At 69.4% G+C, this 20,356-nt stretch carries 24 protein-coding genes; 11 read left to right on the forward strand and 13 right to left on the reverse strand.

What is annotated here, in order from left to right:
• The first annotated feature begins 11 nt into the window (after nt 1-11).
• The 3 genes from HPA01S_RS10310 to HPA01S_RS10320 are packed head-to-tail and all read left to right on the forward strand — an operon-like array spanning nt 12 to nt 2,408.
• Complete coding sequence (locus tag HPA01S_RS10310) at nt 12-866, forward strand: ABC transporter permease (RefSeq protein WP_066269590.1); 855 nt, start codon at nt 12-14, stop codon at nt 864-866.
• Complete coding sequence (locus HPA01S_RS10315) at nt 859-1,638, forward strand: ABC transporter permease (protein ID WP_157084960.1); 780 nt, start codon at nt 859-861, stop codon at nt 1,636-1,638. The genes HPA01S_RS10310 and HPA01S_RS10315 overlap by 8 nt, the downstream gene beginning before the upstream one ends.
• Nucleotides 1,638-2,408 carry an ABC transporter ATP-binding protein gene (locus HPA01S_RS10320; protein WP_066269592.1) on the forward strand — a complete coding sequence of 257 codons (771 nt, stop codon included), beginning with the start codon at nt 1,638-1,640 and terminating at the stop codon, nt 2,406-2,408. The genes HPA01S_RS10315 and HPA01S_RS10320 overlap by 1 nt, the downstream gene beginning before the upstream one ends.
• Nucleotides 2,409-2,495: 87 nt before the next feature.
• On the opposite strand, the gene HPA01S_RS10325 is transcribed toward HPA01S_RS10320, so the two are convergent.
• The 3 genes from HPA01S_RS10325 to purM all read right to left on the reverse strand — a co-directional run bounded on the left by HPA01S_RS10325 (nt 2,496) and on the right by purM (nt 5,816).
• Nucleotides 2,496-3,533, reverse strand: coding sequence for a DNA methyltransferase (locus tag HPA01S_RS10325; RefSeq protein ID WP_066269594.1), 1,038 nt, complete (start codon nt 3,531-3,533; stop codon nt 2,496-2,498).
• Nucleotides 3,526-4,623, reverse strand: a complete 1,098-nt coding sequence (locus HPA01S_RS10330; RefSeq protein WP_066269596.1) for a hypothetical protein — start codon at nt 4,621-4,623, stop codon at nt 3,526-3,528. The genes HPA01S_RS10325 and HPA01S_RS10330 overlap by 8 nt, the downstream gene beginning before the upstream one ends.
• 155 nt (nt 4,624-4,778) lie before the next feature.
• Entirely contained in the window at nt 4,779-5,816 is a 1,038-nt protein-coding gene (purM, locus tag HPA01S_RS10335) for a phosphoribosylformylglycinamidine cyclo-ligase (protein ID WP_066269598.1), read from the reverse strand.
• 153 nt (nt 5,817-5,969) lie between these two features.
• Here purM and HPA01S_RS10340 point away from each other — a divergent pair, with 153 nt between their 5' ends.
• From HPA01S_RS10340 to folK, 5 genes are read left to right on the forward strand one after another with little or no spacing between them, the layout of a single operon-like run.
• Nucleotides 5,970-7,064 (forward strand): AI-2E family transporter, encoded by a 1,095-nt coding sequence (locus HPA01S_RS10340; RefSeq protein WP_066269600.1) that lies wholly within the window; start codon nt 5,970-5,972, stop codon nt 7,062-7,064.
• A gap of 20 nt (nt 7,065-7,084) precedes the next feature.
• On the forward strand, nt 7,085-7,771 hold the full coding sequence (gene hda, locus HPA01S_RS10345; RefSeq protein ID WP_066269602.1) for a DnaA regulatory inactivator Hda: 687 nt from the start codon (nt 7,085-7,087) through the stop codon (nt 7,769-7,771).
• Nucleotides 7,772-7,779: 8 nt separating this feature from the next.
• Nucleotides 7,780-8,448, forward strand: coding sequence for a histidinol-phosphatase (locus HPA01S_RS10350; protein WP_066269647.1), 669 nt, complete (start codon nt 7,780-7,782; stop codon nt 8,446-8,448).
• Nucleotides 8,445-10,118: a polynucleotide adenylyltransferase PcnB gene (gene pcnB, locus HPA01S_RS10355; RefSeq protein WP_066269604.1), complete on the forward strand. Its 1,674-nt coding sequence runs from the start codon at nt 8,445-8,447 to the stop codon at nt 10,116-10,118. Before HPA01S_RS10350 ends, pcnB begins: the two co-directional genes overlap by 4 nt.
• A 15-nt stretch (nt 10,119-10,133) precedes the next feature.
• On the forward strand, nt 10,134-10,601 hold the full coding sequence (gene folK, locus HPA01S_RS10360) for a 2-amino-4-hydroxy-6-hydroxymethyldihydropteridine diphosphokinase (RefSeq protein WP_084360593.1): 468 nt from the start codon (nt 10,134-10,136) through the stop codon (nt 10,599-10,601).
• Nucleotides 10,602-10,645: 44 nt separating this feature from the next.
• Here folK and pdxH read toward each other — a convergent pair whose 3' ends face one another.
• Nucleotides 10,646-11,281 carry a pyridoxamine 5'-phosphate oxidase gene (gene pdxH, locus HPA01S_RS10365; protein WP_066269608.1) on the reverse strand — a complete coding sequence of 212 codons (636 nt, stop codon included), beginning with the start codon at nt 11,279-11,281 and terminating at the stop codon, nt 10,646-10,648.
• 44 nt (nt 11,282-11,325) lie between these two features.
• Nucleotides 11,326-11,946, reverse strand: coding sequence for a gamma-glutamylcyclotransferase (locus HPA01S_RS10370; protein WP_157084961.1), 621 nt, complete (start codon nt 11,944-11,946; stop codon nt 11,326-11,328).
• A gap of 51 nt (nt 11,947-11,997) precedes the next feature.
• On the opposite strand from HPA01S_RS10370, the gene HPA01S_RS10375 reads away from it, so the two are divergent.
• Nucleotides 11,998-12,513 carry an OmpA family protein gene (locus HPA01S_RS10375; RefSeq protein WP_066269612.1) on the forward strand — a complete coding sequence of 172 codons (516 nt, stop codon included), beginning with the start codon at nt 11,998-12,000 and terminating at the stop codon, nt 12,511-12,513.
• Between the two features lie 75 nt (nt 12,514-12,588).
• On the opposite strand, the gene gloA is transcribed toward HPA01S_RS10375, so the two are convergent.
• Both gloA and HPA01S_RS10385 read right to left on the reverse strand, forming a co-directional pair.
• On the reverse strand, nt 12,589-12,999 hold the full coding sequence (gene gloA, locus HPA01S_RS10380; protein WP_066269613.1) for a lactoylglutathione lyase: 411 nt from the start codon (nt 12,997-12,999) through the stop codon (nt 12,589-12,591).
• Nucleotides 13,000-13,004: 5 nt separating this feature from the next.
• Complete coding sequence (locus HPA01S_RS10385) at nt 13,005-13,547, reverse strand: PaaI family thioesterase (RefSeq protein ID WP_066269614.1); 543 nt, start codon at nt 13,545-13,547, stop codon at nt 13,005-13,007.
• Between the two features lie 55 nt (nt 13,548-13,602).
• Between HPA01S_RS10385 and HPA01S_RS10390 the strand changes: the two genes are divergently transcribed.
• Nucleotides 13,603-14,067, forward strand: a complete 465-nt coding sequence (locus HPA01S_RS10390; protein ID WP_066269615.1) for a MarR family winged helix-turn-helix transcriptional regulator — start codon at nt 13,603-13,605, stop codon at nt 14,065-14,067.
• Nucleotides 14,057-15,304: an MFS transporter gene (locus HPA01S_RS10395; protein ID WP_066269617.1), complete on the forward strand. Its 1,248-nt coding sequence runs from the start codon at nt 14,057-14,059 to the stop codon at nt 15,302-15,304. Before HPA01S_RS10390 ends, HPA01S_RS10395 begins: the two co-directional genes overlap by 11 nt.
• A 14-nt stretch (nt 15,305-15,318) precedes the next feature.
• Here HPA01S_RS10395 and HPA01S_RS10400 read toward each other — a convergent pair whose 3' ends face one another.
• From HPA01S_RS10400 to HPA01S_RS10425, 6 genes are all read right to left on the reverse strand, one after another.
• Nucleotides 15,319-15,645 carry a hypothetical protein gene (locus HPA01S_RS10400; RefSeq protein WP_157084962.1) on the reverse strand — a complete coding sequence of 109 codons (327 nt, stop codon included), beginning with the start codon at nt 15,643-15,645 and terminating at the stop codon, nt 15,319-15,321.
• Nucleotides 15,646-15,785: 140 nt separating this feature from the next.
• Complete coding sequence (locus HPA01S_RS10405) at nt 15,786-16,580, reverse strand: SDR family NAD(P)-dependent oxidoreductase (RefSeq protein WP_066269621.1); 795 nt, start codon at nt 16,578-16,580, stop codon at nt 15,786-15,788.
• Between the two features lie 30 nt (nt 16,581-16,610).
• The gene (locus tag HPA01S_RS22685) at nt 16,611-17,711 is read right to left on the reverse strand and encodes an ankyrin repeat domain-containing protein (protein WP_084360594.1); all 1,101 of its coding nucleotides are present in this window, start codon (nt 17,709-17,711) and stop codon (nt 16,611-16,613) included.
• Nucleotides 17,708-18,280: an RNA polymerase sigma factor gene (locus HPA01S_RS10415; RefSeq protein ID WP_066269624.1), complete on the reverse strand. Its 573-nt coding sequence runs from the start codon at nt 18,278-18,280 to the stop codon at nt 17,708-17,710. The genes HPA01S_RS22685 and HPA01S_RS10415 overlap by 4 nt, the downstream gene beginning before the upstream one ends.
• Nucleotides 18,281-18,357: 77 nt before the next feature.
• Nucleotides 18,358-19,257 carry a hypothetical protein gene (locus HPA01S_RS10420; RefSeq protein ID WP_066269626.1) on the reverse strand — a complete coding sequence of 300 codons (900 nt, stop codon included), beginning with the start codon at nt 19,255-19,257 and terminating at the stop codon, nt 18,358-18,360.
• Nucleotides 19,258-19,348: 91 nt separating this feature from the next.
• Nucleotides 19,349-20,281 (reverse strand): LysR family transcriptional regulator, encoded by a 933-nt coding sequence (locus tag HPA01S_RS10425; RefSeq protein ID WP_066269628.1) that lies wholly within the window; start codon nt 20,279-20,281, stop codon nt 19,349-19,351.
• Nucleotides 20,282-20,356 lie beyond the last annotated feature (75 nt).

The raw sequence follows: 20,356 nt of genomic DNA on the forward strand, positions 1-20,356 counted from the left end.
GCCACGACACCATGTCGGCACTCGAACAGTTCGCCCCCGGCGTTGGCGCCACCACCGCGCCGGCAGCGCAGGCCACGCCGGCCTGGCCATGGCGCAGCGCCGTGCCGGCACCGCTGCGGCGCCTGCTGCTGGCGCTGGCCCTGCCGGTCAGCATCGTCGTGTTGTGGCAGTGGGCGGCGGTCAACGCCTGGGTGCCGCCGCAGATCCTGCCGGCACCGGCGCTGGTGTGGGACAGCCTGCTGGAGCTCGCACGCGGCGGCGAGCTGCTGGACGGTTTTCTGATCAGCCTGCAGCGCATCGCCTCGGGCCTGGCCCTGGGCGGGCCGCTCGGCCTGGCGCTGGGCGTCTGGCTCGGCGTGTCGGCGCGCGCGCGTGCCCACCTGGAGCCGACGCTGCGCGCGCTGTTCGCGGTGCCCACGCTGGGCTGGATTCCCATCCTGATCCTGATCTTCGGCATCGACGAAGCGCTCAAGGTGATCGTGATCGCCAAGGCGGTGATGGTGCCGGTGGTGCTCAACACCTCGCGCGGCATCCGCCAGATTCCGCTGGCCTACACCGAGGCCGCCCGCGTGCTGCGCCTGCGCCGCTGGACACAGCTCACGCGCCTCACGCTGCCGGCCAGCCTGCCCACCGTGTTCAGCGGTTTCCGCCTCGGCCTGAGCCACGCCTTCATCGCGCTGATCGTGGTCGAGATGCTGGCCGCCACCGAGGGCATCGGCTACATGATGGTCTGGGGCCGCAAGCTGTTCCAGCTCGACATCGTGATCGTCGGCATCGTCGTGGTGGGCCTCACCGGTTACGCGCTCGACCGTTTGTTGCGCCGGCTGGAAACCGCGCTCAGCCGCTGGGTGCCCCACCATGGCTGACACACTGGCGTTGAACGGCACCCGGCTGCGCGTGCCACCCGGCGCGTGGCTGCCGTTGGCACTGGCGGCGGTCTGGCTGCTGCTGGTGGACACCGGGCTGGTCAACCACCCGCTGATGGTGCCGCTGCACCAGGTGCTGATGGCGCCGTTCTTCGACGAGCAGGGCCGCCAGATCTGGGCCGCCGGAGCCAGCAGCCTGTGGCGCGTGGCGCTGGGTTTTGCCATCGGCGCCAGCCTGGGCATCGCGGCCGGTGTGGCGGTGGGTCTGTCGCGGCCGGCGCAACTGGCGGTGGCGCCCAGCCTGCACGGGCTGCGCCAGGTGGCGCTGTTCGCCTGGATTCCCTTGCTCACCGCCTGGTTCGGCAATGGCGACGCGGTGAAGATCGTCTTCATCTCGATCTCCACCTTCTTCCCCGTTTTTCTCAACACCGAGCAGGGCGTGCGCGCGATTCCGCCGGTGTACCGCGAGGTGGCTGCGGTGGTTCGGTTGCGGCCCTGGCAGCGCCTGCGCCGGCTGGTGCTGCCGGCCATCCTGCCGTCGGTGTTGACCGGGGTGGAGCTGGCCCTGCTCACCGCCTGGATCGGCACCGTGGGCTCGGAGTACGCCATCGGCACCGGCCTTGGCATCGGCGCCTACCTGGCCACCGCGCGCGACGTTTTCCGCATGGACCTGGTGCTGATCGGCGTGCTGGTCATGGCCCTGGTGGGTTATGGCCTGAGCCGTTTTGCGCAGGTCCTGTTCGTGCGCCTTGTTCCCTGGAGAAACCGCTGATGAGCACCACCACCCTGGAGGCCGCACCCGCCTCCCTGAGCCTGCGCAACGTGGGCAAGACCTATTCCATCGACGGGCAGAACCTGCCGGTGCTGCAACGCATCGGCCTGGAGATTCCGCGCGGTGAATTCCTGAGCATCGTCGGCGCCTCGGGCTGCGGCAAATCGACCCTGCTGCGGCTGATCGCCGGCCTGGATGACCGCTTTGACGGCGACATCCTGATCGAGGGCCGGCCCGTGGCCGGGCCGGGCGTGGAGCGCAGCCTGGTGTTCCAGGACCACCGCCTGTTTCCCTGGCTCAGCGTCACCGACAACATCGCGCTGGGGCTGGACAGCCTGGACCTGAGCCGGCGCGAACGCGAGGCGCGCATCCAGGAGCAGCTGGAGCTGGTCGGCCTGACCGGTTTTGCGCAGGCCTGGCCGCACCAGCTCTCGGGTGGCATGGCGCAGCGCGCGGCGATTGCGCGCGCGCTGGTGTCGCGGCCCGACATCCTGCTGATGGACGAACCCTTCGGCGCGCTGGATTCGATCACGCGTGCCCACATGCAGGAAGAGCTGCTGCGCATCTGGCGCGAGCGCCGCGTGACGGTGGTGATCGTCACGCACGACGTGGACGAGGCGGTGTTCCTGGGTGACCGCGTGGCGGTGATGGAACCCCGGCCGGGCCGGGTGCAGAACGTGATCGAGGTGGGGCTCCCGCGCCCGCGCGAGCGCACCGGTGCGGCCTTCAACCACATCAAGCAGCGCGTGCTTGCGCAACTCAAGAGGTAAACACCCCCGGGCGATACCTGGGGCCGGCTTGGCCGGACCCTCGGTGTCTCCGGAGGGCGTTGCCTCCCGCGCCACAGCTGCGCGGCTTCACTCGTAGCACAGGTCCAGCCGCACCCGGGCTCCCTCACGGTCGATGCGCTCAGCGCGGAAGTAGTGGCGGCCACGGTACGGTGCGAGCCGCAACGGCAGCGGCACCGCATCGCCCCAGCTCTGGAGGGAGAATCCGCGCCGGTGCAGATCGGCCAGCAGTACGCCCAGCGTGGCTTCGTCGGCCTGCACGCGCAGGTCCGCATCGGCGGGTGTGACGCCTGCAGGCTCGTCCAGCCAGCGCGCAAAGCTGCCGAAGAGCGTGAAGCGATGCCCCGCCGCGCGCAAGGATTCGAGCAGTGCGGCCGTGGCGGGCAAATCCACCGGGGAGCGTTGTTTGCGCGCGATCAGCGCGTATTCGTGACTGCGGTCGGTATGGGTGTCGAAGGCCTCCAGAGCCTGTGGCATGCGCTCGTAGACGATCAGCCGTTCTTCCTGCAGCTCGAACAGGCTGCCCAGAATCCGCGCCAGGTCGAAGGCGAGCGGCAACATGCGTCCGTCCAGGCGCAGGTTTTGCACCATCGCCACGCAGAAGCCGCCATCGGGCAGGCGCTGGCTCACGCGGTGAAAGACCGCGCGCAGGCCGTCGAGGTGGGCGGCGTAGCTGTCGCTGGCGTAGAGCTGATCGGGGGTGTCCGCGCCAGGCCAGCGGCAGCCGAAGTAAGGTACGTTGGTCAGGCACAGCGCGAAGGGCGGTAGCGCGGTATCGTCCGAACGATCGCAGGAGGTCGCCATCACGCGCGGCGCCGGTAGCTGCAGTTGCGCAAAACGCTCACCGATGAGCGCCACGCGCGCCGTGTCCACCTCGCAGCCCAGCGCCGTGCGGCCTTCCAGCTGCGCGGCCAGCAGCGTGGTCCCGGCCCCTGCGAAGGGGTCGAAGACGGTGTCGCCAGGACGGCTGAACTGGCGCACGAAAGGGCGCATCTGCGTGACCCAGCCGATGTCGCGCCCGCCCAGCGGATCGCGCGCGGCCAGCGCCGCCGGCAGGCGGTGTTCGGGCGGCTCGGGCACCAGTGGCATCCAGCTGCGACTATCCATGTGGGGCTCCTTCGGGGATGCGCGTGTCCAGCAGCACATCGTGGCCCGGGTCCCAGCCCGCGCACAGCTGGCCGTTTGCAAAATAGACCAGCTTGTACACCTCGCCGCTCGCGTGGCGTTCGTGCATCGCGCCGTAGTCGGACCACTCGAATACCACCTCCAGCCCTTCGGGGGTGCGCACGCGCAGGTTCTGGAAGTAGTAGCCCTCGGTGAGCGAGCAGAGCTGCCAGCGCGGCCCCAGGCGCGGGTCGTCCAGGCAGGCACGCAGCAGCGGCGCCATGGGCACGCGTGCGCTGGCCAGGTAACGCGCCGTGCCGTTGTCGCGGTAGTCCCGGTCCAGGCGTGAGAATTCTCGAAAGATCACCGTGCCGGCGCCGCAGTGCGCGGCCCAGGCCAGGTAGTCGGCCACGCCATCCGGACTGGCGATGCCGCCTTGCTGCAGCAGGCAGACCAGGCGCAGCGGCAGCCGTGCGGCCAGTTGCTGCACGACCTGTTCAAAGCAGGGCTGCCGCGTGATCGGCTGCCCGGGCCGGAAACGCATGATGGCTTGATTGGCCGCGCCCTGATGGTGGTGGCGCGACAGCTCGACCCAGCTCAGGCCGAAGCGCTGCAGCGCGTCCAGCAAGACCGGGCCCGGGACCAGCGCGAAGCCGGAGCCGTTGGAATAGAGCACGCGTTCCTGCACCGGGATGCCGTTCTGCTCGGCCGCCTGCAGCACGCTGAGCAACTGCAGCAACCACGCGCTGTCATCGCTGTTTTCTAACCCCGAGAGCGACCAGGACAAGGGCACGCCACGCAGCGCGCGCAACGCACGCGCCAGGCCCGCGAAGTAGTCGGGCTCTGGCCGCAGCAGCGCGGCGGGCGTCAGCGTGCGGGTGGGGCGCAGGTTCTCGGAACAGAAGGCGCAACGCGCCGAGCAGGGACGCGCCGAAGCGTAGGGCGTGAAGGTGATCGGCAGCGCGAGCCGCAGGTCACGGCCCGCGAGGTGCAGCGGGTGCCAGCGGCTGGCGTCCTGTGCCTCGGGCGCACGCCGGATGATGTTCGCCACGCGGCCGCGCAAGCTGTGCAGCAGGGCGGCCTCGTCGGTCATACCGTCGCTCTGCCAGCGGGCCACTTCACCCGCTCAGCGTCGCCTATGGTGTGATGGATCGCAGGCGCGGCCTTGTGAATCAGGATCCGCAAGCCCACGCAAACCGCGAGCAGGTGGCCCGGCAGCATGCGCGGCAGCGCCACGTCAGGACGCGCTCAGGCGACGACCACGGCGGCGCCGTCGCCGATCGGTGCGATGCGGCCGATCTCGTGCACCGTTTCGCCCAGGTCACGCAGCGTGGCGGCGCAGGCCGCGGCCTGGTCGGCGTCGATCACCAGCACCATGCCGATGCCGTTGTTGAAGGTGCGGTTCATCTCGATGTCGTCGATGCCGGCGGTTTTCTGCAGCCAGGCGAACAGCTCGGTTTGCGGCCAGCTGCCCTTGACGAGGTGGGCCGCCGTGCCTTCGGGCAGCACGCGCGGGATGTTTTCCAGCAGGCCACCGCCGGTGATGTGGGCCAGGGCCTTGATCGGGTGGGCGGCCAGCGCGGCCAGCACGTTCTTCACGTACAGGCGGGTCGGCTTCATGATGGCCTCGCGGAATGGCTGGCCGTCCAGCGTGGCGGGCAGATCGGTGCCGGCGCGTTCGATGCACTTGCGCACCAGCGAGAAACCGTTGGAATGCACGCCGTGCGAGGCCAGGCCCAGCACCACGTCGCCCGCCTGCACATTCTGGCCGTTGAGGATCTTCGACTTCTCGACCGCACCGACGCAGAAGCCCGCCAGGTCGTACTCGCCGGCCGGGTACATGCCGGGCATTTCGGCGGTTTCGCCACCGATCAGCGCGCAGCCGCTGAGCTCGCAACCCTTGGCGATGCCGCCGACCACGGCCGCGGCCGTGTCCACGTCCAGCTTGCCGCAGGCGAAGTAGTCGAGGAAGAACAGCGGTTCGGCGCCTTGCACCAGCACGTCGTTCACGCTCATGCCGACCAGGTCGATGCCCACGGTGTCGTGCATGTTCCATTCAAACGCCAGCTTGAGCTTGGTGCCCACGCCGTCGGTGCCGGAGACCAGCACGGGTTCCTTGTAGCGCTTGGGCACCTCGAACAGGGCGCCGAAGCCGCCGATGCCGGCCAGCACGCCTTCGCGCATGGTTCTTTTGGCCAGCGGCTTGATGCGCTCGACCAGCGCGTCGCCGGCAACGATGTCGACGCCAGCGTCTTTGTACGAAAGGGGAGTGGAGGCAGAGGTCATGTGCAGGCTGGCCCGGCGCAGGGCGGGGCGGTCGGTGGACGGGACGCGGGGAGGAGGGGGCTTTCGGGTACCCTGAGGGGTGCCCGATAGAATTTGCCCCAGATTTTACGGGTTTGCCCCCGCAACCCTGCCCACCCCGCCGAGCCCCTCCCCATGCCCCTGACCTCCAACCAGATCCGTGCCCTGCTCTGGGCCACGATCGCGGTCGTCATCTGGCTGCTGCTGTCGGTGCTGGCGCCGGTACTCATGCCCTTCCTGCTGGCCGCGGTGCTGGCCTATGTGCTGCACCCGCTGGTGGAGCGCCTGCACCGCCGGCGCGTGCCGCGCTGGCTCGGCGCGGGGGTGGCCATCAGCCTGTTGATGCTGGTGCTGCTGGCGGTGCTGCTGCTGATCGTGCCCGTCATCACCAAGCAGGTGCCGCTGCTGCGCGAGCAGGTGCCGGTGCTGCTGAACCGCTTCAACGACTGGCTCATTCCACTGGCCGGGCGCTTCGGCGTCACGCTCTCGGTGGACGTGAGCCTGGTGCGCGAATGGCTGACCAAACTGGTGACCGGCCACGAGAGCGAAATCATCGAGAGCCTGCTGTCGTCCCTGCGCATCGGCGGCAGTGCGCTGGCCGCGGTGCTCGGCAACCTGTTCCTGATGCCGCTGGTGGCCTACTACCTGCTGCTGGACTGGGACAACCTGGTCGAACGCACCAAGAGCCTGATCCCGCCGCGCTGGCGCACCAGCGTGCAGGGTTTCTTGGACGAGACCGACGACGTGCTGGGCCAGTACCTGCGCGGCCAACTGCTGGTGATGGGCGTGCTGGCCGTGTTCTACACCGTGGGCCTGGCGCTGGTCGGGCTCAACCTGGCCCTGCCCATCGGCGTGTTCACCGGCCTGGCCGTGTTCGTGCCCTACCTGGGCTTCGGCCTGGGCCTGGTGCTGGCCCTGCTGGCCGCGCTGCTGGAGTTCCAGACCGTGCTGGGCGTGGCCCTGGTGGCCGCGGTCTACGGCATCGGCCAGGTGCTGGAGAGCCTGTACCTCACACCGCGCCTGCTCGGCGAGCGCATCGGCCTGCACCCGATTGCCGTCATCTTTGCCTTGCTGGCCTTTGGCCATCTGTTCGGCTTCGTGGGCGTGCTGATCGCGCTGCCCGCGAGCGCCGTGCTGCTGGTGGCGGTGCGCCGCCTTCGCCAGCGTTACGTCACCAGCGCGCTGTACCTGGAAGGTGCGCGCGCCGCCCCCGAAGAACCCCGACCATGAGCACCGGACCGAACAATCCCATGCGGCAGATGGCGCTGGACATCGGCTTCGCGCCCGTGCCCACCCTGTCCAACTTTGTCGTCGCAGGCAACGAGGCCGCCATCGAGCACCTGCGCCTGTGGACCCACAACCCCCTGCGCTCGCCCGTGCCCACCTTTCTCTGGGGCGAGAGCGGCAGCGGCAAGACGCACCTGCTGCGCGCCGTGCGCGAAGCCATGCGCGAGCAGGGCAGCCGCGTCGGCTGGCTCGATGCCGGCACCCTGGACCCGACCGAGTTCGACGACCAGTGGGACGCGGTGCTGCTCGACGAGTGCCACCTCTACACCGCGGCCCAGCAGGCCGCGGCCTTCAACTGGTTCGTCAACGCCCAGAGCCCGGCCAGCGGCCCGGCGCGCTGGGTGCTGGCCGCGGCCACCTGCCCGCCGGCCGACCTGCGCCTGCGCGAAGACCTGCGCACCCGCCTCGGCTGGGGCCACGTGTTCCAGCTGCAGGCACTGAGCGAAACCGAACGCCGCGCCGTGTTGCGCCGCGCCGCCGACGACCGCGGCGTGTTCCTGAGCGACGAGGTGATGGACTTCATGCTGCGCCGTTTCTCGCGCGACCTCTCCAGCCTGATGATGCTGCTCGACCAGCTCGACGCCTATGCGCTGCGCACGCAGCGCGCCATCACCATTCCCCTGATCAAATCCATGCTCGAGAACGAGTGAATGCCTTCATGAACCTGGCCCTTTTTGACCTGGACCACACCCTGATTCCCCTGGACTCCGACCACGCCTGGGGCGAGTTCACCGTCTCGATCGGCTGGCGCGACGCCCAGGCCTTCTCCGAAGCCAATGCCGCCTTCTACGCCGACTACAAGGCCGGCACGCTGGACATCCGCCGCTACATCCGTTTTGCCACCGCCGCCCTGCGCGAGCACGGCCTGGCCGCGGGCCAGAAGGCCCACGAACGTTTCATGCAGCAGGTCATCAGCCCGAGCATCGGTGCCACCGCGCGCGGGCTGGTGCAGCGGCACCGGGATGCGGGCGACACGGTGGTGATCGTCACCGCCACCAACGAATTCGTTACCGCTCCCATCGCCCGCGCCTTCGGCGTGGACGAGCTGATCGCGGTCGAACTCGAACACGACGCCAGCGGCGAACCGACCGGCGAGATCCGCGGCACACCGTCCTTCCGGGAGGGCAAGATCGCGCGTGTGGAACAATGGCTGGCCGCGCGCGGACTGGATTGGTCGCGTGTGCAGCACAGCACCTTCTACAGCGACTCCATCAACGACCTGCCGCTGCTGGAAAAAGTGCACGAGCCCGTGGCCACCAACCCGGATGCCCGGCTCAGCGCCATCGCCCTCGAGAGGGGCTGGCGCACATTGAACCTATTCGAATGATCAAGAAATTCATCGACCGGCTGCTGGGCAAGACCAGCAGCACCCCGAGCCGCCGCGCCAACCCCTTTGGCAAGCGCGAAGACGTGCCGGTGGCCGTGCACGGCATCGACCGCTCCTTGGTGGACCAGCGCGCACTGGACGTGGTGCACACCCTCAAGCAGGCCGGCTACGAGGCCTACCTGGTGGGTGGCGCGGTGCGCGACCTGCTGCTGGGCCTGCGGCCCAAGGACTTCGACGTCGCCACCAGCGCCACGCCCGAGCAGGTGAAGGGCCTGTTCCGACGCGCCTTCATCATCGGCCGGCGCTTCCGCATCGTGCACGTGGTCTACGGCCGCGGACGCGAGCACGAGGTGATCGAAGTTTCGACCTTCCGCGCTTACCTCGACAGCGCCGATGCCGAGCAGGTGGCTGGCAACGAGCGCACCAGCAAGGGCGAACTTGCGGGCATGAAGCACGCCGTGGACGCCAGCGGGCGCGTGCTGCGCGACAACGTCTGGGGCCCGATCGAGCAGGACGCGGCGCGGCGCGACTTCAGCATCAACGCCATGTACTACGACCCGGAAACGCAGACCGTGGTCGACTTCCACCATGGCATCCGCGACGCCAAGAAGCGCACGCTGCGCATGATCGGCGACGCCGCCACGCGGTACCGCGAAGACCCGGTGCGCATCATCCGAGCCGTGCGTTTCGCAGCCAAGCTCAGCGCCCTGGGTTTCAGCTTCGACGCCAAGACGCTGGCGCCGCTGGCCTCTTCGCACACGCTGCTGGCCGACGTGCCACAAAGCCGCCTGTTCGACGAAATGCTCAAGCTGCTGCAGACCGGCCACGCGCTGGCCAGCGTGGCGCAGTTGAAGGCCGTGGGCCTGGGCACCGGCATCTACCCGCTGCTCGACGTGGTGGTGCAGCGCGCCGACGACGAGTTCGTCAAGCTCGCGCTGCAGGACACCGACCGCCGCGTGAGCGAAAGCAAGCCGGTGGCGCCAAGTTTCCTGCTCGCCTGTGTGCTGTGGGCCGACGTGCGCAAGAACTGGAGCCAGCGCCTGAACCCGCGCCCGGGCCAGCGCCCGCCGCCGCCGTTTGCGGCATTGCAGGACGCGGTGGACGACGCCTTCGAGGCGCGCATCGGCGATGTCTCGGGCCGCGGCAAGCTTGGCGCCGACATGCGCGAGATCTGGATGATGCAGCCGCGTTTTGAAAAACGCGTCGGCACCTCGCCCTTCACCCTGGTCGAGCAGGCGCGCTTCCGCGCCGGTTTCGACTTCCTGCGCCTGCGTGCCCAGGTCGGTGAAGTGGACGAAGAACTGGCGCACTGGTGGGAAACCTTCAGCCTGTCCAGCGACGACATGCGCGAAGACATGGTGGACGCGCAGCGGCGCGAGAACCTGGCCAAGCCCGGTGCCGGCAAGGCGCGGCGCGTCAAACGCAGCGACAGCGACCACCCGGCCCAGCAGGGCGCAGCCACCAGCGAAACGCCGGTTGACGCCGACCCGCGTTTCCGTGACGTGAATGCCGAAGGCGACGAGGGCGTTGCAGCGGCTGTGCCGGCGCCGGGCGACGGCACGGACGCCCCGGCCAAGAAGCGCCGCCGGCGCCGCCGCAAGCCCGGCGATGCCGGTCGTGCCGAAGGCACTGCGGGCGAAAGCGGTGGTGGCTCGGTGGGCGAAGACTGAGGCCAGCCCGTGCCATTGCGCCCTGAGGTGACGGCCTTCGTGGCCCTGGGCGCCAACCTCGGGCAGGCCGTGCAGGCGGTGCAGGCCGCGCTCGCGGCCCTGAACGATCCCGAGAATGGCCTGCGCCTGCAGCGCGTGTCCAGCCTGTACCGCACCGCCCCCATCGAGTCCAGCGGGCCGGACTACATCAACGCCGTGGCACACATCGCCACCACCTTGACGGCGCCCGTGCTGCTCGAACGGCTGCAGGCCATCGAACAGGCCGCCGGGCGCGAGCGGCCCTACCGCAACGCGCCGCGCACGCTCGACCTGGACCTGCTGCTGTATGGCGAAGCACGCATCGACTCACCGCGGTTGACCGTGCCGCACCCGCGCATGTTTGAGCGCGCCTTCGTGTTGCTGCCGTTGCACGAGATCGCGCCAGAGCTGGTGAGCGCAGACATGCGCAGAGCGGTGTCAGCGCAAGCGATACAGGCCTTGTAAAGGACCGCGCCGAGGCGCCACGTCTCAGGAGGCGCAGGGGCCGTTCAGGGCGCCAGGCGCTCGCGCAGCCAGCCACCATCGGCCTGCGCGGTGTAGCGCAGCCGGTCGTGCAGGCGGCTCTTGCGGCCCTGCCAGAACTGCCAGTTGCCCGGCTTGAGGCGGTAGCCGCCCCAGTGCGGCGGGCGGGGCGGCTGCAGCAGGAATTGCGCGCCGTACTTCGCGGCATTGGTCACCAGCACGGTGCGGCTTTCGATCACCTCACTCTGCGGGCTGGCCCAGGCACCGATGCGGCTGTCGAGCGGGCGGCTCTGGAAGTAGGCGTCGCTCTCCTCGTCGCTCACCTTCTCCACCACGCCTTCGATGCGCACCACGCGCTCGAGCTCGACCCAGTGGAACTGCAGCGCGGCAAACGGGTTGCCCGCCAGCTCCTGGCCCTTGCGGCTGTGGTAGTTGGTGTACCAGACGATGCCACGCTCGTCGTAACCCTTGATGAGCACGATGCGCGTGCTCGGCCGCAGGTCCGAGCCCACGGTGGCCAGCGTCATGGCGTTGGGTTCAGGCACTTCGCTGCGAATGGCTTCGGTGAGCCACTGGTCGAACTGTTGCAGCGGGTTCGCGTGCGAGGCCGACTCGCTCAGTTCGGCCTTTTCGTAGCTCTTGCGCAGGTCGGCGATGTTCATGCCGGCAGTATAGAAGCCGGGCTTTGCTTCAACTTTGTCTCAGGTCAATCGGCCAGGCTCAGCAGCTTCTGCAAGGCCTTGTCGTGGATGCCGTGGTGCAGCAGGCCTTCGAAGGTCTGGCGCGCGTAGTCGAGCGTGGTGCCGTAGCGGCCGCAGGAGCGGGAGAAGATCTCGCGGTAACGCTCGTCGCTCAGCGTGCCGGTGAAGCTGGGGCTGCGGCGCGACAGCGTGAAACCCAGCGCCCGCACCGGGCCCTGCGGTGTGTCGCAGTGCAGCCAGCGCGGGTCGTAGATGGGGTTGGGCATCTCGCGCGCCCACAGCGTGGGCATCAGCGCCTCCACCTGCTCGTGCGGCACACGCAGCGCCAGGCCGGCGCAACTGCCGCCGGGCATGAGCGCGAACACCAGGCCCGGGCAATCGTAGGTGCCCCGGTTCACGCGGCTCCACATCTGCAGGCAGCGGTGGTAACCGCGCACACGCGCCGGGCGCTGTTCGGCGGCTTCGAACTCCGGCCGCCAGACCAGCGAGGCATAAGCGAACACCCAGAGGTCGGGGCGTGGCCCCTGGGCGCGCCACTGGGCCAGGGTGTCGGCCATCATTTGCGCGCCGTTTCTCAGGGCAGGATCGGGCAGCGCGGATGGAATCGTGGTGTCACGGTCGGCCATTTACAATCTTCGTCGAGTTCTTTCCCATTATTCTTCACGGAGTGTTTCCCTATGTCCTCTCAGGATGACGAACCCGAATACCGCGTTGTTGCGTTGGTGCTGATCAGTTTGGTGGTGTTGGTGGTGGGCTCTGTCCTGGGCATCGGCATCCACAAGTCGCGCGGCGCCGCAGTGCCGAGCACCGCGACGGCCGCTGTCGCCGCCCCTGCTGCTGCCGCCGCTGCCCCGGTGGGCGACGACGCCAGCGTGGTGGTCGAAAACGGCGTGGTCAAGTTCTACTTCGCCTCCGGCAAGTCCGACCTGGCCCCTGGCGCGCTCGACGCGCTGGGCGAAGCCATCGCCGCCGCCAAGGCCGGCAAGAAGCTGGTGCTGTCCGGCTTCCACGACGCCACCGGCGACCCGGCCTTCAACGCCGAACTGGCCAAGCAACGTGCCCTGGTCGTGCGCGACGCCCTGCTGGGCGCTGGCGTGGCCGAGTCCTCGCTGGAGCTGAAGAAGCCCGAGCAAACCACCGGCACCGGCGCCAACGCTGAAGCCCGTCGCGTGGAAGTGGCCATCGCGCCCTGAGGCTCTCGCCTCCCACCCGCAAAAAAGCCCGGCATGCCGGGCTTTTTTTCGCCTGTACGGGATGTTTGCAGCGGGTCAGCGCAGGCCCTGGCCGGCGTCCTTCTCGGCGCGCTGGATCAACTCGATCTTGTACCCGTCGGGGTCCGTCACGAAGGCGATCACCGTGGTGCCGCCCTTCACCGGACCGGCTTCGCGTGTCACGTTGCCGCCGGCGGCCTTGATCTTTTCGCAGGCCGCATACGCATCGGGCACGCCCAGGGCGATGTGGCCGTAGGCGGTGCCGAGTTCGTACTGTTCGGTGCCCCAGTTGTAGGTGAGTTCGATCTCGGCCTGCGCCGGATTGCCCTCGTAGCCGACGAACGCCAGCGAGTACTTGTACTCGGGGTTTTCGGAGGTGCGCAGCAGTTGCATGCCCAGCACCTGGGTGTAGAAATCGATCGAGCGCTGGAGGTTGCCCACGCGCAGCATGGTGTGTAGGAGTCTCATGCGCGCTATTTTGCCGGCACTTCGAAAATCAGGCAGGTGGTTGTGGCATGGGCGTAGAGCTTGCCGTCGGGGCCGACGATGCGGCCCTCCGCCGTGGCCAGCTGGCGCCCGGCGTGCAGCACCTTGCCGATGGCGCGCAGGGGACCACTTCTGGCCGACGCCGCGCGCACGATGTTCACGCTCAGTTCCGCCGTGGTGTAGGCGCGTCCCGCGGGCATCACCGTGTGCACCGCGCAGCCCACGGCGGAGTCCAGCAGCGTGGCGTACCAGCCGCCATGCACGCTGCCCAGCGGGTTGTAGTGCTTGAGCTGGGGTGTTCCCTGGAGCACGGCGTGTCCCTCACCGATCTCGACCAGGGAAAAATCCAGCGTGTCGGCAATGTGGGGATAGGGCAGCCGGCCTTCGAGCATGGCCTGCATCTGCTGCAGGCCGGTTAGGCCCGCCAGGTCGGCGGGACGGGCCAGGCCGGCGCCCGCGCCGCCGCGCAAGCGTTGCGTGACGGCGTCGTATTGATCGGTCCACTGGGCCAGGGTGTCTTCAGGGCTCATGAGGTTTCCTTTAAAAAAAACTTGCAGGTACAATTATTGTAGATACAATTATCAGATGCCTTCTGACACCCTCGCGTCATCCGTCACCCCGGTGGGTTGCACCAACTTCAAGCTGCGCCAGCTCACGCGCCGCGTGACCCAGCACTACGACCAGCACCTGACCGGCTCGGGGCTGAAGATCACGCAGTACTCGCTGCTGACGCATGTGGACCGGCTCGGGCCGCTGGCGCCGGGGGCGCTGGCGCGGCGCATGGACATGGGCGCTTCCACGCTGACGCGCAACCTGCAGCCGATGGTGGCGGCCGGCTGGCTGGCGCTGGGCGAGGGGGCTGACGCGCGCAGCCGCAGCGTGCACATCACCGACACCGGGCGCGAGCTGCGGCGCCAGGTGCAGCGGCGCTGGAAAGCAGCGCAGGTGGCGCTCAACGAGAAGCTGGGCGTGGCCACGGTGGCCGCGCTGCACGCGCTGCTGGACCAGGGGCTGGCGGCGTTCCACGAGGAGGACATCGATGCCGACTGAAACCGCCGCGGCCGTGCCGCAACGCGCGCCCTTTGCGTGGTGGCTGGTGCTGCTGGCCGCCGCGGGCACCTTCGCGCTCACCATGGGTACGCGCCAGACCATGGGATTTTTCCTCTCGCCCTTGAATACCGCCACCGGCCTGGGCGTGGGCAGCATCAGCCTGGCCTTTGCCTTCGGCCAGCTCTGGTGGGGGCTCACGCAGCCCTTCGCCGGCGCGATTGCCGACCGCATCGGGGCCGGGCGCGTGCTGCTGGCCGGTGTGATGCTGGTGGCGCTGGGCACCTACCTCACGCCGCTCATGACGAGCACCTGGGGTCTGATCGTGGCGATTGGCGTGCTGGCGGCCGGTGGTGCCGGCATGGCCGGGCCTTCCGTGTTGATGGCCGCCACCGCGCGGCTGATCCCGGCCGAGCGACGGGGCATGGCCACCGGCATCGTGAACGCGGGCGGCTCCTTCGGCCAGTTCCTGATGGCGCCGCTGGCGGCCGCACTCACGGTGGGCCTGGGTTGGGTGGGCGCGCTGCAGGTGCTGGGCCTGATCGTGCTGCTGGCCTTGCCGGCAGCCTGGGTGCTGCGCGGGCCGGGTCCGGCGGCCAAGGCCGGTGCGGCGCCGGCACCGGTGGCCTTGCCCGCCGGTGAAGCCATCCGCAAGGCCCTGGGCACACCGAGTTACCTCATGCTGTCGGCCGGCTTCTTCGTCTGCGGTTTCCACGTCGCGTTTCTCGCCACCCACCTGCCCGGTGTGGTGGCGTCGTGCGGCCTGCCGGCGCCGGTGGGTGCCTGGGCGCTGGGCATCATCGGCCTGTTCAACATCGTCGGCAGTCTGGCGATGGGCTGGGCGGTGGGGCGCTGGCGCATGAAGTCGTTGTTGTCGCTGGTGTACGCCTCGCGTGCGGTGTCTGTGCTGGTGTTCCTGCTGGCGCCCAAGACCGAGGCGGTGATGCTCACCTTCGCCGCCGTGATGGGGCTGACCTTTCTGTCCACCGTGCCGCCCACGGTGGGCCTGGTGGCCAAGTTCTTCGGCACCGGCAACATGGCGATGTTGTTCGGCATCGTGATGCTGGCGCACCAGGTGGGTGGTTTCCTTGGTGCCTGGCTGGGTGGCCAGGTGTTCGAGGCCACCGGCAACTACGACTGGGTCTGGTACATCGACATCGTGCTGGCGGTGGGCGCGGCGCTGATCCACCTGCCGATCCGCGAGGCCGCGGTGGTGCGGCGTGTTGCCGTGGCGGCCTGAGCAGGGCCGGCGGTTCAGCGCAAGGGGTCGTTGTCGAACGGGTCGCGGCCGGGGTTGTGCGCTGGCGGGCGTTTGGCGCCGGGCAGGCGGCCTTCGAGCGGATCCTTGTCCAGCTTCATGGCGCGCGCTGCGCGGTTCATGCCGTTGGCCCAACCCTGCAGGCCCCGGTGCACGAAGGTGTCACCGGGCGGCGTGGCTGCCTGAGGCTGGGCTGGTGTGGCCTGGCTCGCCGGGCGCACCTTGCCGGCCGTGTTGGCCTTGGCGCGTTCGCTGGCGAGGGTGGGGAAAGAGGCCAGAGCCACCAGGGCGGCGGTTGCGATCACGCCCAATGCCTGTTTCATGTGTGTGTCTCCCGATGGGGTTGCAGGTCGCCGGCCGCGTTGCGGGTCGACAGCTGGCCCCAGTCTGAAGCACAACGCGGCGCTGAGGCCATGCACGCCGCTTCGGGTGGTAAGAAGCTGTAAGCCGGGCGCGTGCCGGCTCAGTCCACCGGCACGGTGTAGTTGAGCGCCATGCGACCGCCATCGACGGTGACGATTTCGCCGGTCACGTAGCTGGCCGCCTCGCTGGCCAGCCAGGCCACCACGTCGGCAACCTCGTCCGGTTCGCCCAGGCGCTTCATCGGTGTGCGGCTCAGGATGCGCTGCCGCGCCGCTTCGCTGGTGAGCACGGCCTTGGCGGCGAGTTCGGTGGCGATGGTGCCGGGCGCCACCGCGTTGACGCGGATGCCGTGGTCGGCCAGCGCCAGCGCCATCACGCGCGTGAGCTGGTTGATGCCACCCTTGCTCACGTTGTAGCTGGCGATGTTGGGAATGGCGAGCACACCGTTGACCGAGCTCATGTTGATGATGCTGCCGTCACCCGCCTGCGCCATCACGCGCGCCACCGCCTGGCCCATGAGGAAGGCGCCCTTGAGGTTGACGCGCAGCACCTCGTCGAAGTCTTCCTCGGTCACGTCGAGGAAGTCGGCGGCCTTGAAGATGCCGGCGTTGTTGACCAGCACGTCGATGCGGCCGTGCTCTTCCATCGCGAGCGCGACGATGGCGTCCACGTCGGCCTTGTCGCCGACGTCGCAGTGCATGTAGAGGCCACCGAGCTCGCGTGCCAGCGCACGGCCGGCGTCAACCGCCACATCGGCGATGACCACATGCGCGCCTTCGCTGGCGAAGCGGCGCGCGCAGGCTTCACCGATGCCTTGTGCGCCACCGGTGATCAGGACCACGCGGCCCTGGTGGCCAAAGTTGACGGGAGAGGAGGGGGCTGCTGCGGCGTTCATGCCCCTCATGGTAACGGCCGGCCGCCGGCTTCAGCGTGTGCCGCGCGCTTCCAGCAGGGGCAACAGTTCGGGGTGGCCGGCCTGCTGCGCGAGGTCGGCGGCGCGTTGGCCTTCGTGGTCCGTGGCCTGCGGGTCGGCACCGGCGTCGAGCAGCAGCCGCACCAGGCTGGCATCGCCGCGTTGCGCGGCAAGCATGAGCGCCGTGCGGCCCTGCGCGTCGCTGGCGTTCACCCTGGCACCGCGCGACAGGGCTTCGCGCACTTCGGCGATGGCGCCGCGTGCTGCGGCGGCGCGCAACACCGCGTCGGGCGATGGCGACGCCGGGGCGTCCGCCGTCGCAGGGGCGCGCCGCGCCGAGAGCGCTTCGGAGGCGGCCTGCTGCGCGGCGCCACGCAAACGCGCTGCTGCCGCGGCTCGGTCTGAAGATGCGCCGGCTTCTCGGGCTTCTCGGGCTTCTCGGGGGGCGGGTGTGGCGCGGGACAAGGTGGGCGACCCGGGGAAGGCCTCGGGCACGGATGCAGGAGCAGGAGCAGGAGCAGGAGCAGGTGCTGGTGCTGGTGCTGGTGCTGGTGCTGGTGCTGGTGCTGGTGCAGCCGGCATCGGCGGTGAGCTGGGCCGTTGCGTCTGCGCGGTCGTTTCGTTGCGTGGTGGCCGTGCCGTGGCGGGTACAGGCGGGCGGGCCTGGCGCGTTGCTGTCTGGCGGTCGTCTTGCGGCGCGGCACGCGTTGCCTCGGGCTGGGTTGCGGGCGAAGGCGGCACGGCGGGATCTACAGGTGCAGCGCGCTCGGCCGGCACCGTGCCCGACGGAGGCGGCGTGGCAGGGCGCTGCGGTTGCACAGACGTTTCGCCCCAGGCGGTCTCGCGTTCTTCGGGCGTGCCCCGTTCGAACTGCAGCACCACCAGCGTGGACAGGCCGAGCACGGCCAGGCCCGCCAATGCGCGCCAGCGCCAGGCCGCGTCGTTGGCGGCCGGGGCGCGCCCGCGGGCGGGCTGCGTCTGCTGTTGTTGCCGGGCTTCGGCGGCGCGGCGCGCGTGGGCCAGCACGCGCTCGCGCAAGGCCGGGTCGGGCCGTGCCGGGTCGTGCGCATTGGCTTCGCGGTAGCGTTGCAGCAACTCGTCTTCGGGCTTCATGCGAAGGCCTCCAGGGTGTGGCGCAGGCGTTCGCGCGCATAACGCAGCCGGCTCTTGGCGGTTTCCGCGTTCACGCCGGTGGCCTGCGCGATCTCCTGCAGGCTGAAACCCCCTTCGGCCTGCAGCAGAAAAGCCTCGCGCTGCGGTTGGGGCAGGGCGGCGAGGGCGTCGAGCAGGGCCTGCGCCTGCTCGCGCGATTGCAGTTGCCGCAGCGGGCCAAAACCGGAGTCGATCGCCAGCGTGTCGGCCAGTGCCGCGCCGTCTTCGGTTTCGGCATCCAGGCTGGTGTGGACCTTGTGGGTGCGCCAGTGATCGACCATGCGGTGGTGGGCCAGGGTGAACAACCAGGTGCGAAAACGCGCGCGCGGCTGGTACTGCGGCGCCTGCTGCACGAGCTTGAACCACACGTCCTGCACCAGGTCGTCGGCCAGCGCCGGTTCTTGCACGCTGCGCTGCACGAAGCGCCAGACCGACAGGCCATGGCGGTCGTACAGGGTTTCAAAGGCGCGCGCGTCGCCAGCGGCAAAAGCCAGCATCAGCTTCTCGTCGTCGTCGGGCGCAGCGCTCATGCGCCGGGATTATGAACACCCGACTGCAGCCCCGCGCACGCGTGCTCGTCGGAAGGCCGCGGCGCGGGCATGCGCTGTCAGGACGGGTCGGGTGCGTAGCGGGGCGGCACATCGCCGGGGAAGGGGTTGGGCCGTTGCGGCACGGCTTGTGTGGGGATGATGCCCATGGCCACCAGGTTCTCGTGGCTGTCGTAGCGGATGCGGATCAGTTCGTCGGGCCGCTCGCTGCGCCGATCGAACCGGGTGCGGGTGATGGGCGCATCTTCGCGCGCGCCGTGGCCGGTGCCCAGGCGCGGTGCGGGCATGGTCGGGGCCATGCGGCGCGCGCCGAGCGATTCGGCGGCCGCCTGGCTGCGCTCGCGCTGGGCTTCGGCGCGGTTGTTGGCGCTGCTGGCCTGGGTGTCGGCCGTTGCATCGGCCGGCGCGCCAGCAGGTGCGGGCGACGGGATGCTGCTGCGGCTCTGCTCCTGCGGCGACGGCCAGGGGTGTGACACCGGGGGTGGTGGGGGCGGCAGGGGTTTTTCGCGGAACAGCGCCACACCGATCACGCCGACGTGGGCGGGGCGGCCGGTGCGTTCGGCATACGACGCGCTGGACGCGGTGAAGTGAAAGGCCGCAACCTCGTTGTCGCTCTTGCGCCAGCCGGTGATGGCGTGCTGCTGCCAGGGCGAGAGCACATAACCCGTTTGGTGCCAGGCCGCGGTGTCGCCCGAGATCACGTTCACGCCGTCAACCGACACCACTCCGAGCACGCGGCCGGCGGAGGCATTGCGCAGCGAGACCGCGTAGCGCGCCCCGGGCCGGCCGGCCACCCAGTGGTCGCCCTGGTGGCGGTAGACGGTCAGGGTTTCGCCGCTGTCGCGGTCGATCACCTGGAGGTCGGCCAGCCGGCCGACCGCATGGGCGGGGCTGCTCGCCAGCACGGCCAGCAGGGAGGCCAGGCCGAGGCTCAGGCGCAGGGAGGGAAAGGGTTTCATGCGGGCTCCGCAAAAGTGGATGGAGCAGCTTGAAACGAACCAGCGAGGGGAATGGGGTTGAACGGCCCCGGCTTTTGTGTAACCGGGTGCGTCAGCAGCTGTTGCAGGTGAGCATGGCGCTGTTCACCCGCTCGCGGGTGCGTTCGATCAGGAAGTCGAGGAAGACCTCGGTGCGCCGCGGCATGAACTTGCGGCTGGGCAGGGCCGCGTACATGGCGAGGCGGTCGGTGATCCAGGGGCTGAGCACACGCACCAGCTGGCCGGTCTGGATCAGCGGCGCGGCCAGTTCGATGGTGGTGGCGGTGATGCCGGCACCGTCGCGCGCGGCGAGCATCAGGGTGTCGGTGTGGTTGGCCCACAGCACCGGCTGCACCTCGATGTCGACGAAGCGCGTGGTGTCCTGCTCGTGCAGCAGGCGCCAGCCGCGCTGGCGGCCGGACGGTGCCTTGAAGCGCAGGCAGTCGTGCTGGCTCAGGTCTTCCGGCCGCGCCGGCGTGCCCCGGCGCCGCAGGTAGTCGGGTGAGGCCAGCAGCACGGTGACGCTGGAGAGCACCTTGCGCGCGATCACGTTGGCGTCGAACGAGGCTTGCGCGCCCATCAGGGTGATGTCGTAGTTCTCCACCGGTGGTTCGCGGTGCGACTCGACGTCGATGTCGAGCACGATCTTCGGATAGGCCTGCCGGAACTCGCTCACCAGCGGCGCCAGCACATGCATGGCCAGCACCGGCGGTGCGAGCAGGCGCAGCACCCCGGCCAGTTCACTGGTCTGCGAGCTCACCAGCGCGTGGGCTTCGTCCAGGTCCTGCAGGATCACGCGCACCCGTTCGAGGTAACTCTCACCGGCGTCGGTGAGCGAGACGCGGCGTGTCGTGCGTTGCAGGAGGCGCGTGCCCAGGTGGTCTTCCAGGTCAGCCACCAGCCGGGTGACGACGGCGGGCGAGATGTCGAGCGCGCGCCCGGCGGCCGCGAAGCCGCCCTCGTCGATCACTTTCTGGAAGACACGCATCGAGGCCAGTCGGTCCATGGCAGGGCTCCTTTAAAGGGTTTTCCCGGATGTAAAAATGGTGATTATTGCTGAATGCGAAACATAGTGATGGGC

Origin of the sequence: Hydrogenophaga palleronii NBRC 102513 (assembly GCF_001571225.1) — a bacterium.
In the GTDB taxonomy this organism is placed as follows: domain Bacteria; phylum Pseudomonadota; class Gammaproteobacteria; order Burkholderiales; family Burkholderiaceae_C; genus Hydrogenophaga; species Hydrogenophaga palleronii.